This window comes from Bacteroides sp. Phil13, from assembly GCF_001940965.1.
Classification (GTDB): domain Bacteria; phylum Bacteroidota; class Bacteroidia; order Bacteroidales; family Bacteroidaceae; genus Bacteroides; species Bacteroides intestinalis.
Genome location: NZ_MSHA01000001.1, coordinates 125530 through 141032, shown reverse-complemented (window position 1 = coordinate 141032; position 15503 = coordinate 125530). Strand labels below are relative to the sequence as shown.

The window sequence follows — 15503 nt, the reverse complement described above, 5'->3', positions numbered from 1 at the left end:
CTTGGCAAATCAAGTGAAATGTTAACGAAGTGAATCGAAAGTTGAGTGTTTTACTCAAAAAACAATTCGTAAACTTCTCGTAAATCAGCATTTTAATGTAACTTTGTACCCGCATTCAAGGCAAAGTTACACCCGAACTAATTAAGCAAATAATAATAAAAACAAATATATAATGGGATTTAATGAATTTTTAAGCTCGATTTTCGGCAATAAATCCACACGCGACATGAAAGAAATTCAGCCGTGGGTGGACAAAATCAAAGCCGCTTACCCGGAAGTTGCCAAACTCGATAATGACGCCCTTCGCGCCAAGACGGAAGAACTGAAAACCTACATCTACAACTCGGCTACCGAGCAACGCGCTAAAGTAGAAGAACTGAAAGCAGGTATCGAAGCTATTGAACTGGAAAACCGTGAAGAGGTTTTCGCACAGATAGACAAACTGGAGAAAGAAATACTGGAATGCTACGAAAAAGCACTCGATGAGGTACTGCCCGTAGCTTTCTCTATCGTAAAAGAAACAGCAAAACGTTTCTCTGAAAACGAAGAAATTGTAGTGACTGCTACTGAATTCGACCGTCAGCTGGCTGCTACGAAAGATTTCGTACGTATTGAAGATGACAAGGCTATCTATCAGAATCACTGGTTGGCTGGTGGTGCAGAAGTTACCTGGAACATGGTACACTACGATGTACAGTTATTCGGTGGTGTGGTATTGCACAAAGGTAAGATCGCCGAAATGGCAACGGGTGAAGGTAAGACGTTGGTGGCTACCCTCCCGGTATTCCTGAATGCATTGACCGGAAACGGCGTGCATGTGGTAACTGTGAATGACTACCTGTCTAAACGTGACTCCGAGTGGATGGGACCTCTTTACATGTTCCACGGTTTAAGTGTGGACTGTATCGACAAGCACCAGCCTAACTCTGACGCACGTCGCAAAGCTTATATGGCAGATATCACATTCGGTACGAACAACGAATTCGGTTTCGACTACCTGCGTGATAACATGGCTATCAGCCCGAAAGACCTTGTACAACGCCGGCACAATTATGCCATCGTCGATGAGGTGGACTCCGTATTGATTGACGATGCCCGTACACCGTTGATCATTTCAGGCCCTGTACCTAAAGGTGAAGACCAATTGTTCGAACAGCTCCGCCCACTGGTGGAACGTCTGGTAGAAGCACAGAAGAAACTGGCTACCCAATACCTGGCCGATGCCAAACGCCTCATTGCTTCCAGTGACAAAAAAGAACAGGAAGAAGGTTTCCTTGCCTTGTTCCGTAGCCATAAGGCTTTGCCGAAGAACAAGCCTCTGATCAAATATCTGAGTGAACAGGGGATCAAAGCAGGCATGCTGAAGACCGAGGAAATCTACATGGAACAGAATAACAAACGTATGCACGAAGCAACTGACCCGTTGTACTTCGTCATAGAAGAAAAACTGAATAGCGTAGATTTGACAGATAAAGGTGTGGATCTGATTACCGGAAATTCGGAAGACCCTACTCTCTTCGTATTGCCTGATATAGCCGCACAACTGTCTGAACTGGAAAACGAAACCAACTTGACAGATGAGGAACGTCTGGCCAAGAAAGATGAGTTGCTGACAAATTATGCTATCAAATCCGAACGGGTTCATACCATCAACCAACTGTTGAAGGCTTATACCATGTTCGAGAAGGACGATGAATACGTTGTGATTGACGGTCAGGTGAAGATTGTAGACGAGCAGACAGGCCGTATCATGGAAGGTCGCCGCTACTCCGACGGTCTGCACCAGGCTATCGAAGCCAAGGAAAACGTAAAAGTGGAAGCTGCCACACAGACATTCGCCACCATTACGTTGCAGAATTACTTCCGTATGTACCACAAGCTCTCGGGTATGACCGGTACTGCCGAAACGGAAGCAGGCGAACTTTGGGACATCTACAAACTGGATGTAGTGGTGATTCCTACCAACCGCCCCATTGCCCGTAAAGATATGAACGACCGCGTTTACAAGACGAAACGCGAGAAATATAAAGCAGTCATCGAAGAAATCGAACAGTTGGTACAAGCCGGACGCCCTGTCTTGGTGGGTACTACATCTGTAGAAATCTCCGAAATGCTGAGCAAGATGTTGACTATGCGCAAGATTGAGCACAGCGTGTTGAATGCCAAGTTGCACCAGAAAGAAGCGGACATCGTTGCCAAAGCCGGTTTGAGTGGAACTGTGACCATCGCTACCAATATGGCCGGTCGTGGTACGGATATCAAGCTGAGCCCGGAAGTGAAAGCTGCGGGTGGTTTGGCAATTATCGGTACGGAGCGCCATGAGTCCCGTCGTGTAGACCGCCAGTTGCGCGGACGTGCCGGACGTCAGGGTGACCCGGGTTCTTCCGTATTCTTCGTGTCACTGGAAGACGACCTGATGCGTCTGTTCTCCTCCGACCGCATTGCCGGTGTGATGGACCGCCTCGGCTTCAAGGAAGGTGAAATGATCGAGCACAAGATGATCTCCAACTCCATTGAGCGTGCACAGAAGAAGGTGGAAGAAAACAACTTCGGTATCCGTAAACGCTTGCTGGAATATGATGACGTAATGAACAAACAACGTACCGTTGTGTATACCAAACGTCGTCATGCCTTGATGGGTGAGCGTATCGGCATGGACATCGTGAACATGATCTGGGATCGTGTTGCCGCTGCTGTTGAAGCTCCCGACTACGAAAACTGCAAAATGGACTTCCTGCAAACACTCGCTATGGAAACTCCGTTCAGCGAAGAGCAGTTCCGTAACGAGAAGAAAGAGAAACTTGCAGAAGAAGCATTCAATGCAGCCATGGATCTGTTCAAGCGCAAGACTGACCGCATGGCACAGATTGCTTATCCGGTTATCAAACAGGTGTATGAGACTCAGGGACATATGTATGAAAATATCCTTATCCCCATTACAGATGGCAAGCGTATGTACAATATCTCCTGCAGCCTGAAAGCCGCCTACGAAAGCGAATGTAAGGAGGTAGTGAAAGCTTTTGAAAAATCTATCTTGCTGCACGTCATTGACGAGGCATGGAAAGAAAACTTGCGTGAGTTGGATGAATTGAAACATTCTGTGCAGAATGCAAGCTACGAACAGAAAGACCCGTTATTGATTTACAAGCTGGAGTCTGTCAATCTGTTTGATACAATGGTTAATAAGATCAACAACCAGACTGTTTCTATCCTGATGCGTGGACAAATTCCGGTACAAGAGCCACAGGAAATTCAGCAGGCTGCTCCCGAACAGAAGCAGGACATGAGCAAATACCGCGAACAAAAACAGGAACTGAATGATCCGAATCAACAGGCTGCCGCCCAACAGGATACACGTGAGCAAGTGAAACGTGAACCGATTCGTGCGGAAAGAACTGTAGGACGTAATGATCCTTGTCCTTGTGGAAGTGGTAAGAAGTATAAGAACTGTCACGGAAAAAATATGTAATGAGAGGAGTGATAAGGTGATAGAGTGATAAGTATACCAAACATTAATCGCTTATCACCCTATCGCCCTCTCCCAATCACTAATAAAAGCCTCAAACGGTTAAAATCTGTTTGAGGCTTTTATATATCCATACAAAAGTGTATTTTTGTTATTCTTAGATAAAGAACAAGCCTATGACTAAGTATTCGCATCTCTTAGGGATCTGTTGTGCTCTGCTACTTGGCGGTTGTCAGACCGTAGAGCAATTATCCATCGACTATATGCTGCCGGCAGAAGTTAGCTTCCCGCCCAGCCTTAAACGTGTAGCCGTGGTAAATAATATGCCATCCATCCCGGACAACAAGCTGATCGTAGAAGAAACGGATGAAAAGAAAAAAGATGAGACGGAAATTGCCCGCAAAACAAAATACTTCAACGGAAATTCTAAAATAACCACTGAGGCACTGGCTGAAGCACTTGCCAACGAAAACTATTTCGACGAAGTCGTTATTTGCGATTCTATGTTACGGGCCAATGATATGATTCCCCGCGAAAGTACCCTCAGTAAAAGTGAAGTGGAAAGTCTTATCGAAAGCCTGGATGTCGATTTCCTGATAGCTTTGGAAAATATACAACTACGCTCTCTCCGCAAAATTGAATACCTGCGCGAGTGGGGTGTTTATGCCGGAACCATAGACGTAAAGGTATACCCTACCGTAAAAGTATACCTGCCTAACCGAAATGGCCCGATGGTAACAATCAATACCAACGATAGTATTTTCTGGGATTATGCTGCCCCCAGCATAGCTCAGGCCGGTGCAGGGCTCATCAGTGAAACAGAAATGCTGAAAGAAGCTTCTGAATTTGCCGGCACCGTGCCTGTAAAGTATATGCTGCCACACTGGAAGACGGCTTCCCGCTATCTGTTTACGAGCGGTTCGGTAAATATGCGTGATGCAGCCGTTTATGTTCGTGAAAACAACTGGCAACAGGCCATTGAGCTTTGGAAACAGACTTACGAGAAGAAGAAAAAGGGAAAACAGAAAATGTATGCGGCATATAACGTGGCTTTAGGATATGAAATGCAAGATAGCATTCAGGCAGCGGAAGAATGGGCATTAAAAGCGCAAAAAGAAGCATACGACATAGACAAGATAGAAGAGAAAAAAGAGCAGGGAGGAATAGACATCAGCGACGTTCCCAACTACTTTGCAGTAACCCGCTATTTAAATGAATTACAAGAACGAAAAGAGGGAATGACACGATTGAATGTCCAAATGGAACGATTTAAGAATGATTTTTAATCAAATGATGCAAGGGTAATTATTTTTTTTATACCTTTGAACATCCATTAAGAAAGAATACCTATTATGAAACTGAGCCAAGCATCTTTATCACTCTTAGAAAAGACCATAAGACAAGCAGTCAGCAAATACACTTGCGGCTGCGAGCAAACCATTGTGACCGACATTCATCTGCAAGCTAACCAGAATTCCGGCGAACTGTCTATATTCGACGATGAAGACGAGTATCTGGCGTGTGCCTCTATCGAGGAATGGATGACGTATGATGGAGATGATTTCTACGAAAATGTAGAACGTATTCTTTCTACATTACTTAATAGCATGAAGAATGGCGGTGACTTCGACAAACTGGCCATTCTGAAACCTTACTCTTTCGTATTAGTGGATGATGAAAAGGAGACAATTGCAGAGTTATTGCTGATGGATGATGATACATTGCTCGTGAATGAAGAACTACTGAAAGGTCTGGATGAAGAGTTGGATTCTTTTCTGAAAGAACTATTGGAAAAGTAATAGCATTTGAATTATAAAAAATGGCACTATCCAAAGTTTTGTGTAAATGATGAATACGGGATTCAGCAATGAGTTCCGTATTTTTATTATTTCTAACTTTGCAAAATGCCGAAGAAAATGACAGTAAAGAATCAAGCAGTGCCCGATGAAGTTCTGAGTAAAGAATTTCTGAGCCAATTTAAAACAGAAGCCGATGTAAGCAAGTTCCTCAAACAGCTCCATGCACAAGTATTGGAGAAGATGCTTGAGGGTGAAATGGATGTTCACTTAGGTTATGAAAAGAACTCCGTAAGTGGCAACAACAGTGGCAACTCGCGTAACGGCAAATATCCCAAGAAGATCCAGACCGAACACGGTGAATCCGTCATCTCTGTTCCCCGTGACCGTAACGGCGAGTTCGATCCTGTAGTCGTCCCCAAACATGAGAGCCGTGGCTTATCCATCGAAAAACTCGTCATCTCACTCTATGCCAAAGGAATGAGTGTGTCAGACATCGAGGAAGAGATGCGAGAGATTTATGAAATCGAACTTTCCACTTCTGCCATATCCGTTATCACCAACAAGGTAAACCAGGCGGCACTGGAGTGGCAGAACCGTCCTCTTGACCCTGTATATCTGATAGTATGGATGGACGGTATCGTTTTCAAGGTACGTGACAACGGAAAGATTATCAACAAGACGGTGTACCTTTGTGTCGGACTTAAACAGAACGGTTTGAAGGAAGTCTTGGGTATGTGGGTAGGCAAAACGGAAAGTTCCGCTTTCTGGATGGGTGTCCTTACCGACCTGAAGGCACGTGGAGTACAGGATATTCTTATTACCTGCACGGACAATCTGAACGGATTTACCGACACCATACGTGACGTGTTCCCTCAATCCTCCACACAAATCTGCGTTGTGCATCAAATCAGAAACTCCTGCAAATACGTTGTTTACAAGGACAAGAAGGAGTTTACCGCTGACATGAAGAATATCTACAACGCACCCAACAAGGAAGCTGCTGCCCTTGAACTGGACAATCTGGAAAAGAAATGGGGAGGGAAATATCCTTATGCCATACTTTCATGGAGAAATAACTGGGATGACCTGACCGTGTTTTTCCAATTCCCTTTGGAAATCAGGAAAATAATCTACACTACCAATCTCATTGAAAATCTGAACGGGAAAATCAGAAAGTACACGAAATCAAAACTTTCCTTTCCTTCTGATGATGCCGTGAAGAAAACGGTCTATCTGTCTCTGATGGAGATTGAGAAGAAATGGACGATGCCTATTTCTAATTGGGGATTGATTATGAATCAATTTATGCTTATATTTGAGCACAGAATTCAGATATAAGGGAATATATACCTGAATCCTGTTTTCTCATTTACACAAAATTGTGGACACTGCCTAAAAAATAAATTAGCCCTTGCAGTAGTTGAATATTGCAAGGGCTAATTCGTTTATAGTAAAGATCCGGGAGAACTCCCGGACCAAAAGGTTTATTTCTTCAGCGCAGCAATACTCTCTTTCAGAGAGTTGATAATGCTTTCCGCATCCGCCTGCTTCTTACGTTCCAGTTCAAGGACAGCGGCAGGAGCATTATTCACAAATTTCTCATTGCTCAGCTTCTTCATGACGCCTTGCAGGAAACCTTCTTTGTGCTTCAATTCAGCTTCCATACGGGCTATTTCAGCTTCTACATCAATCATATTACCCAGAGGTACGGCATATTCCGTAGTTCCTACCATGAATGAAGCAGCACCCTCGGTTTTAGCATCCACTACATCAATTGCTGTAAGGTTACACATCTTTAGGATCACCGCACTGAATTCAGCAACCGGATTTTCACCCACTACCTGTAATGTCAACGGTTCCTTTTGAGCTATATTCTTCTGCAAACGGATAGAGCGAATGTTACTGATCACCTCTTTCACCACTTCAAATTGCCGAATAGTATCAGCATCTACATAAGTATTTATAGTCAAAGGACATACCATAAGACTTTCACCTTCTTCGCGCTCATACATCTGCTGCCAGAGTTCTTCGGTAATGAACGGCATGAACGGATGAAGCAAATGAAGCAGATTATCAAAATAAGAAATCGCAGCACTATGAATTGAACTGTGGATACCTTGTCCATAAGCCGGCTTTATCATTTCGAGGTACCAGGAAGAGAATTCATCCCAGAATAATTTATAAACAGCCATAAGAGCTTCGCTCAAACGGTATTTACTAAACAAGTCAGCTACCTCGGCAGCAACCTCATTCTGCTTGGATTCAAACCAGCAAGATGCCAGTCTTGCTGCTTCCGGTACAGGCTGACTGTCATCAATTGTCCAGCCACTTACCAAGCGGTAAGCATTCCATATCTTGTTACAGAAGTTACGTCCCTGTTCACAAAGGGCATCATCGAACAAGATATCATTCCCGGCAGGAGCAGCCAGCATCATACCCATACGCACACCATCGGCACCAAACTTCTCAATCAGTTCCAAAGGGTCGGGAGAATTGCCGAGGGACTTGGACATCTTACGTCCCAACTTGTCACGAACGATACCCGTAAAGTACACATTCTTGAACGGCATCTTTCCTTCATATTCATAACCTGCCATAATCATGCGGGCTACCCAGAAGAAAATGATATCCGGACCGGTTACCAGGTCACTTGTCGGGTAGTAGTAGCTGATTTCCTCATTACCCGGATTATTAATACCGTCAAACAAAGAGATGGGCCACAACCAGGAAGAGAACCAAGTATCCAGACAGTCTTCATCCTGACGAAGGTCTTCCATAGTCAGGGCCGGATTACCGGTCTTCTCTTTTGCCAGTTTCAGAGCTTCTTCTTCAGTAGCTGCTACCACATATCCACCTTCCGGAAGGAAGTATGCCGGAATGCGATGTCCCCACCACAACTGACGGCTGATACACCAGTCTTTGATGTTCTCCATCCAGTAACGATAGGTATTCTTATACTTGGCAGGATAGAATTTCAGCTCGTCATTCATCACAGGAGGCAATGCCATATCTGCAAAATGCTGCATCTTGAGGAACCACTGCATAGAAAGCTTCGGCTCTATAACTACGTTGGTACGCTCGGAATAACCTACCTTATTGGTATAGGCTTCCACCTTATCCAACAGACCGGCAGCATCCAGGTCTTTCTCAATCTGTTTACGAACATCAAAGCGATCCATACCGATATAAAGACCGGCAGCCTCGCTCAATGTACCATTATCGTTGAAGATATCGATGCTTGGCAAGTTATACTTTTCACCCAGCATATAGTCGTTCACATCATGCGCAGGAGTTACTTTCAGACAACCTGTACCGAACTCAATATCCACATAATCATCTTCAATCACCGGGATAACACGATTTACCAAAGGAACGATTACTTTCTTACCTTTCAGCCATTCGTTCTTCGGGTCGTTCGGATTGATACACATAGCGGTATCACCCATGATCGTTTCAGGACGGGTAGTAGCTACCACGGCATAACGTCCTTCCGCATCACCTTCTACTTTATAGCGCAGATAATACAGTTTACCATGCTCTTCCTTGTAGATAACTTCTTCATCGGAAAGGGCAGTCAAAGCCTTCGGATCCCAGTTTACCATACGTACACCACGGTAAATTAATCCCTTATTGTAAAGGTCTACAAATACTTTCAATACACTTTCGCTACGCTTTTCGTCCATAGTGAAAGCGGTGCGGTCCCAATCACAGGAAGCACCGAGTTTACGCAGCTGCTTCAGGATGATGCCACCATGTTCATCTGTCCACTCCCAGGCATGCTTCAGGAATTCATCACGAGTAAGATCCGTCTTCTTGATACCTTGTGCAGCCAGCTTATTTACTACCTTCGCTTCCGTAGCGATAGAAGCGTGGTCAGTACCCGGTACCCAGCAGGCATTTTTACCTTCCATACGAGCACGGCGTACCAGAATATCTTGAATGGTATTATTAAGCATGTGTCCCATGTGGAGCACGCCGGTGACGTTAGGGGGCGGAATGACGATGGTGTAAGGCTCACGACCATCGGGTTTTGAACTGAATAATTTGTGATCCAACCAATACTGGTACCATTTTCCCTCTACGTCAGCAGGGTTGTACTTACTTGCTAATTCCATATCTTTAAATCTGTATATAATTTATTTATCGCGAATAATGGGCGCAAAATTACTAAATTTAATTCAAATCTTACCACCCTCCGGCACTTTCTGCGCCGAGAACAACAAATATAAAGCTAATTTCCTACGTGACATTTAATAAATGTATATTTTTGCCTTTCAAATAAATTTGCGATGAAATATAAGCTGAAGATTCGTTATATCGTGCTATGCACACTCTTGTTAGTAGTCTGGACCACACAGCTCATTCCGGCTATGGGAAAAATATATGCACACAGCGTATATCCTGTCATAGCTTATATTCTTTCGTCTTTCTCCCGCCTCATTCCCTTTGCCATAGGCGACTTATTCATAGCCCTCAGCATTGCGGGCGTACTCCTCTACCCTGCCTATGCCCGCCGCTTTCAGAAGAAAAAATGGAAACGCATCTTGCTGAATGATATTGAATATCTGTTATGGATATACGTCTGGTTCTATCTGACTTGGGGACTTAATTATTCACAGCCCAATTTCTACCAACGGACAAAGATTCCTTATACCACATACACTCCCGAAAACTTCCGGAACTTTGTTGATGATTACGTTGACAAACTGAATGGATCGTATGTAGATGTAACCACTATCAACAAGGACCTTATCCGCCGGGAAACAGTTCGCGGATACAATCAGATCAGTGATACGCTGGGTGTACATCATCCTTTCCATAAGTCACCACGGGTGAAGACAATGCTTTTCACTCCGCTGATTTCCATGGTGGGCGTCACCGGTAGCATGGGACCTTTCTTCTGCGAATTTACTTTGAATGGAGATCTGCTCCCTTCACAGTATCCTGCCACGTATGCGCATGAACTGGCACATTTATTGGGCATTTCCAGCGAAGCGGAAGCCAACTTCTACGCTTATCAGGTCTGTACCCGTTCGCAAGCGCGAGGTATCCGTTTCTGCGGATACTTTTCAGTGCTGGGACACGTACTTGTCAATGCCCGCCGCCTGATGGATGAAGAAGAATACAAAGAGCTCTTCAACCGGATACGTCCCGAAATCATAGAACTGGCTAAAAGTAATCAGGAATACTGGACGGAAAAATACAGTCCACTCATCGGAGATATACAAGACTGGATATACGACCTGTACCTGAAAGGAAACAAGATACAAAGTGGCCGCAAGAACTACTCCGAAGTAGTCGGGTTGCTTATATCCTATTATACACATTGCAATAAATAACCCTATAAAGATATGTTACATACAAGAAAAGAACAGATGGAAGCCTTCGGACGCTTCCTGGACATACTCGACGAACTTCGCGAAAAATGTCCCTGGGACCGCAAGCAGACTAACGAAAGTCTGCGTCCCAACACCATTGAAGAAACTTATGAACTTTGTGACGCCCTGATACGTGACGATAAAAATGATATCTGCAAAGAGCTGGGAGACGTCTTGCTACACGTAGCTTTCTACGCAAAGATCGGTTCCGAGAAAGGCGATTTTGACATGAAAGATGTATGCGACCACCTTTGCGAGAAATTAATCTTCCGCCATCCCCATGTGTTCGGTGACGTAAAAGCAGATACTGCCGGACAAGTTTCCGAAAACTGGGAACAACTAAAGTTAAGAGAGAAAGGTGGAAACAAGAGTGTGTTAAGTGGTGTCCCCGCCGCCCTTCCTTCACTCATCAAAGCTTACCGTATTCAAGACAAAGCCCGCAACGTCGGCTTCGACTGGGAAGAACGGGAACAAGTGTGGGATAAGGTAAAAGAAGAAATCCAAGAATTTCAGACAGAAGTGGCCAATATGGATAAGGACAAAGCAGAAGCCGAATTCGGGGATGTACTATTCAGCCTCATCAACGCCGCACGCCTCTACAAGATCAATCCGGATAATGCATTAGAGCGCACTAACCAGAAATTTATCAACCGCTTTAATTATCTGGAAGCACATACCATCAAGGAAGGCAAAAACTTGCATGATATGACTCTGGAAGAGATGGACGTCCTCTGGAACGAAGCTAAAAAGCTGGAAAAATAAAAACTCAAATGCATAGGACTGCGAAGATTCACACTTGCGGCTGCGAAGGCCATCACTTATACAAGTGAAGGCTTACACTTGCGGGAGTGTAAGCCTTCGCAGCCGCATGTATCGGCCATAGACGAAAAAAGGAGCCGAAGCTCCTAATATTCTGTTATCTTTTCTTTCCTTGCGGTTTCTGAGGTTCTCCACCTTTATGATGCATCCCTTTCAGCAACTCACGGTTAAAACGCATTTCAGCACGCTGTACTAAATATATCTTTTTGTTCGAAAGTATCTTCTTGAACTTCTCATAGTAAGTTTTCTCCAGACGGTTGGTAGCAATACGGGCATCGTATACGCCTTCTAGAATCTCATTATATTGCGCTTCGGTCGTCTTTTCATCCTTTCCTTTTCGAAGTAAGTTCCATGCCTCATCATTCAATTGCTTTTTGCGATCCTGTAATTCAAAATAAACAGGAAAGAATTTAGCGGCTTCTTCCTTGGTCAATCCGGCTTTCTCTGTGATATACGCTTTCTGCTTGGCGCGGAATTCGTCAGGAGACAAATGTTGATTACATCCGTCCATAGCCCATGACAAGGGGATGAAACTGCACATCACAATAAACAAAACAATCAGCTTTTTCATTTTCTTCTCATACAGTTAAGTTGTTATTCACATCACTCTGCACCGGCATCTGTGAGATAGACATACAGTGAATAATCATCCAGCATGGAATCATCCAGCACTGCACTGATATATTCATCAGAAACAACTTCGGTTTCAGGTTCGTCCATCGCCATCCGGTCGTTAACAGGTGTACGGTCAGTAGAAGCAACGCGGATAATCAATGCTGCGCCGGCAAACATGGCAGTCATATATACCCATGGCTTAATTCTCTCCCACTTCGTAGGCTCTCTCTTAATAATTGCAGGTTTTTCCTTTTCGGGAAGCCGGCTCATCACCTCTGAAGTAAGATTCTCAAAGTATCCGTCAGGAACACGGAAAATATTTTCCTTCCCTACCTTCTTCAATATGTTATCTTCTTCTTTCATAAGCTTTTTTCCTCTCTGTTAGGTTAGACTATGTTTTGGGGTAAAGGTTTAAACCTCTCCCTCCAAAAACTTCTCGATTTTTTTCACGGCATGATGATAAGAGGCTTTCAGAGCGCCGACAGATGTGCCGAAGATGTCGGACATCTCCTCGTATTTCATTTCCTGGTAATACTTTAAGTTGAATACCATACGTTGCTTTTCCGGCAGTGTAAGCAATGCTTTCTGTAGAGACTTCTGTGCTCGGTCTCCGGAGAAATAAGGATCGCTTTCCAGCTTCTGAAGTGCAGAAGCATCTTCATCATCGATAGAAACAGTAGTTACAGCGCGTTGTTTATTTAGGAAAGTCAAACATTCATTCAAAGCGATGCGATAGAGCCAGGTAGAAAGCTTCGCATCTCCACGGAAATAATCGATATTGGTCCATGCCTTAATGAACGTGTTCTGAAGTAAGTCATTGGCATCTTCATGCAAAAGCACCATACGACGGATCTGCCAGTATAATTGTTCGCTATATTGCGCAACAATCAACTCAAACCCTCGCTTTTGTGTACTTTCATCTTGTAGAAGCTCCAGCACTTCGCGTTCATTATAGGAAGGATTCATAAGTATCTATTCCGTTTCGTTTATTTGATTACCACTTTCCGCACGACATTCCCAATCTTAAAGATGTAATAACCTTTAGGCAAATTCACCTGAACGGTGACATCCGTAGAGTCAATGCGTATCGTGGTAAGTTTCACGCCTACAATATTGTAGACTTCCATCTGGGAGCCGGGTTCTGCATTCTGCACACGTACCCGGTTATCCGCCGAAACAGTCAGCACAATAGTAGAAGACGGCTGCTCTTTCTGAGCCGTTTCCTGCTTCCGACCGTCCTGCGCCCATGCCACGGACTGCGACGAAAAAGTCAACAAAAAGAAAAAACAGTAGAGTAACTTTCTCATCTATAAGCCTATGTTTTCAGATTATTCCGTACAAATATACGGCATTCGGTTCGATAAAACAAAAAACAGACAGTTAAATGATAAATTAGGGGCTATGCCGCTAATTTAAGTTACGAGCTACGGGATACAAGATACAAGTACTTTGCAGCGTGAAAGTAGCTTTATTTCCCTCCTAAGAGAAGAATAATTAAAATAGTTTAACCATAAATAGCATACCGAAAGGCACTTGTAATTTGTAGCCCGTCACTAATTTAGTGCATAGCACTAAATTATACCTCTAGGCACAGCGTTTCCTTAGCCAGCACCGTCTCAGGGAAAACAGCCGAAGCTTCTTTAAGCAAAATATTCTCATCCTCATAACGGGCAGAGAAATGCCCGATCACCATTTTTTTCACTCCTGCTGCCTTGGCTATCTCTCCCGCCTGAGCAGCAGTAGTATGAAAAGTTTCTTTGGCACGAGGCAAATCCGCATTTGCAAAAGTGGCCTCATGGAATAGTAAATCTACTCCTTTTATTTGTTCTGCAATCTCAGGCATATAGATGGTATCCGAACAATAGGCATAACTACGCGGTGGATCAGACGGACGCGTCAATAAGGAATTGGAAATGATTTTGCCTTCCGGAGTCACATAATCTTCCCTATTCTTTATCCTATTCAACTCGTATACCGGCACTTCATAGAAGTCGACCATCTCCCGAATGATATGATTGGGTCGCTGCTTCTCTGCAAACAGAAAGCCACAACAAGGCATACGATGACGCAATGGAATGGTAGTCACTGTCAGAGAACGATCTTCATAGATCATTCCAGGTTCTTTCGTCTCAAACTCATGGAAAATAACCTTATACGTCATTTGCCGGCAAAAGAAACTTAGCATCGGAGCAAATAGGGTTTCCAATCCTTTCGGGGAATGAATATGCAACTCAGCTGTGCGCCCCAGCAGATTGAGCGTCGATATTAAACCCAACAAACCAAAACAATGATCTCCATGTAGATGAGAAATAAAAATATGATTCAAGCGGGAAAACTTCAGTCGGGACTTGCGGAACTGTAATTGCGATCCTTCTCCGCAGTCTATCATATAAAGTTTGTCACGCACATTCACCACTTGCGAAGTGGCAAAGTGACGGGTGGTAGGCAACGCAGAACCGCAGCCCAGTATATGTAGTTCAAATTTCTCCATAACACTGCAAAGATACGGAAATTCATCACAGAGGGCACAGAGAACACTGAGTTTTTTCTGCTTGATAAGAAGTACTCCGTGACCTCCGTGTCCTCTGTGGTGAAAAAGAAAAGGGTACCTGTAATAACAAGCACCCTTTACCTTATTTATTATATAGAAGTGATTACTTCTTTCCAGCTTCCATTTGCTCTTTCAAAGCAGCCAGAGCGTCGATGTCGCCCAAAGTAGTAGAAGCAGCCTGGTTTTGAATAGCCGGAGCGTCTTCTCTCTTATTGCCAGCCGGCTTCTTACCAGCAGCCTTCTTTTCAGCTCTTTCTTCTGCCTTTGCAGCATCTTCGAAGATACGGCTGTGAGAAAGGATGATACGCTTAGCATCTTTGTTGAACTCAATAACCTTGAATGACAGTTTCTCATCCATCTGAGCCTGAGAACCATCTTCCTTAACAAGGTGTTTCGGAGTAGCGAAACCTTCTACACCGTATGGCAGAGCAACAACAGCACCCTTATCCAGCATTTCGATGATAGTACCTTCGTGTACAGAACCTACAGTGAATACTGTTTCGAATACATCCCAGGGGTTTTCTTCAAGTTGCTTGTGGCCAAGGCTCAAGCGACGGTTTTCTTTGTCGATTTCCAGTACCTGAACTTCGATGTCTGCACCGATCTGAGTGAATTCAGAAGGATGCTTAACTTTCTTAGTCCAAGACAGGTCAGAGATGTGGATCAAACCGTCAACACCTTCTTCGATTTCAACAAATACACCGAAGTTAGTGAAGTTACGAACCTTAGCAGTGTGCTTAGAACCTACAGGATACTTCTCTTCGATAGTTTCCCACGGATCTTGTTTCAGTTGTTTGATACCCAAAGACATCTTACGTTCTTCACGGTCCAGAGTCAGAACTACTGCTTCAACTTCGTCACCTACCTTCATGAAG

Annotated in this window: 13 protein-coding genes; 6 read left to right on the top strand and 7 right to left on the bottom strand. The window is 44.1% G+C overall.

Annotation, left to right across the window (positions count from 1 at the left end):
* Nucleotides 1–172 precede the first annotated feature (172 nt).
* The 4 genes from secA (at nucleotide 173) to BWI44_RS00425 (ending at nucleotide 6603) form a co-directional block, all read left to right on the top strand.
* On the top strand, nucleotides 173–3469 hold the full coding sequence (gene secA / locus BWI44_RS00440) for a preprotein translocase subunit SecA (RefSeq protein WP_286810303.1): 3297 nt from the start codon (nucleotides 173–175) through the stop codon (nucleotides 3467–3469).
* A 173-nt stretch (nucleotides 3470–3642) separates the two neighbouring features.
* Entirely contained in the window at nucleotides 3643–4752 is a 1110-nt protein-coding gene (locus BWI44_RS00435) for a DUF6340 family protein (protein ID WP_286810301.1), read from the top strand.
* A gap of 66 nt (nucleotides 4753–4818) precedes the next feature.
* Nucleotides 4819–5265: a hypothetical protein gene (locus BWI44_RS00430; protein WP_007666226.1), complete on the top strand. Its 447-nt coding sequence runs from the start codon at nucleotides 4819–4821 to the stop codon at nucleotides 5263–5265.
* Between the two features lie 117 nt (nucleotides 5266–5382).
* On the top strand, nucleotides 5383–6603 hold the full coding sequence (locus BWI44_RS00425; protein WP_195208119.1) for an IS256 family transposase: 1221 nt from the start codon (nucleotides 5383–5385) through the stop codon (nucleotides 6601–6603).
* A 146-nt stretch (nucleotides 6604–6749) separates the two neighbouring features.
* Here BWI44_RS00425 and BWI44_RS00420 read toward each other — a convergent pair whose 3' ends face one another.
* On the bottom strand, nucleotides 6750–9380 hold the full coding sequence (locus BWI44_RS00420) for a valine--tRNA ligase (RefSeq protein ID WP_007666228.1): 2631 nt from the start codon (nucleotides 9378–9380) through the stop codon (nucleotides 6750–6752).
* Between the two features lie 174 nt (nucleotides 9381–9554).
* On the opposite strand from BWI44_RS00420, the gene BWI44_RS00415 reads away from it, so the two are divergent.
* Together BWI44_RS00415 and mazG are read left to right on the top strand one after the other, a co-directional pair.
* Complete coding sequence (locus tag BWI44_RS00415) at nucleotides 9555–10604, top strand: DUF3810 domain-containing protein (RefSeq protein ID WP_195208120.1); 1050 nt, start codon at nucleotides 9555–9557, stop codon at nucleotides 10602–10604.
* 12 nt (nucleotides 10605–10616) lie between these two features.
* The gene (gene mazG / locus BWI44_RS00410) at nucleotides 10617–11405 is read left to right on the top strand and encodes a nucleoside triphosphate pyrophosphohydrolase (protein WP_195208121.1); all 789 of its coding nucleotides are present in this window, start codon (nucleotides 10617–10619) and stop codon (nucleotides 11403–11405) included.
* 154 nt (nucleotides 11406–11559) lie between these two features.
* Here mazG and BWI44_RS00405 read toward each other — a convergent pair whose 3' ends face one another.
* From BWI44_RS00405 to BWI44_RS00380, 6 genes are all read right to left on the bottom strand, one after another.
* Entirely contained in the window at nucleotides 11560–12033 is a 474-nt protein-coding gene (locus tag BWI44_RS00405) for a hypothetical protein (protein WP_044264692.1), read from the bottom strand.
* 32 nt (nucleotides 12034–12065) lie between these two features.
* Nucleotides 12066–12440, bottom strand: a complete 375-nt coding sequence (locus tag BWI44_RS00400; RefSeq protein ID WP_195208122.1) for a hypothetical protein — start codon at nucleotides 12438–12440, stop codon at nucleotides 12066–12068.
* A gap of 48 nt (nucleotides 12441–12488) precedes the next feature.
* Entirely contained in the window at nucleotides 12489–13043 is a 555-nt protein-coding gene (locus tag BWI44_RS00395) for an RNA polymerase sigma factor (RefSeq protein WP_115502464.1), read from the bottom strand.
* Between the two features lie 20 nt (nucleotides 13044–13063).
* Nucleotides 13064–13384: a T9SS type A sorting domain-containing protein gene (locus BWI44_RS00390; protein WP_115502465.1), complete on the bottom strand. Its 321-nt coding sequence runs from the start codon at nucleotides 13382–13384 to the stop codon at nucleotides 13064–13066.
* A gap of 269 nt (nucleotides 13385–13653) precedes the next feature.
* Nucleotides 13654–14568 (bottom strand): ribonuclease Z, encoded by a 915-nt coding sequence (locus BWI44_RS00385; protein WP_195208123.1) that lies wholly within the window; start codon nucleotides 14566–14568, stop codon nucleotides 13654–13656.
* A 163-nt stretch (nucleotides 14569–14731) separates the two neighbouring features.
* Nucleotides 14732–15503 (bottom strand): S1 RNA-binding domain-containing protein (locus BWI44_RS00380; RefSeq protein WP_286810295.1); only part of this gene is annotated, 772 nt, incomplete at its 5' end.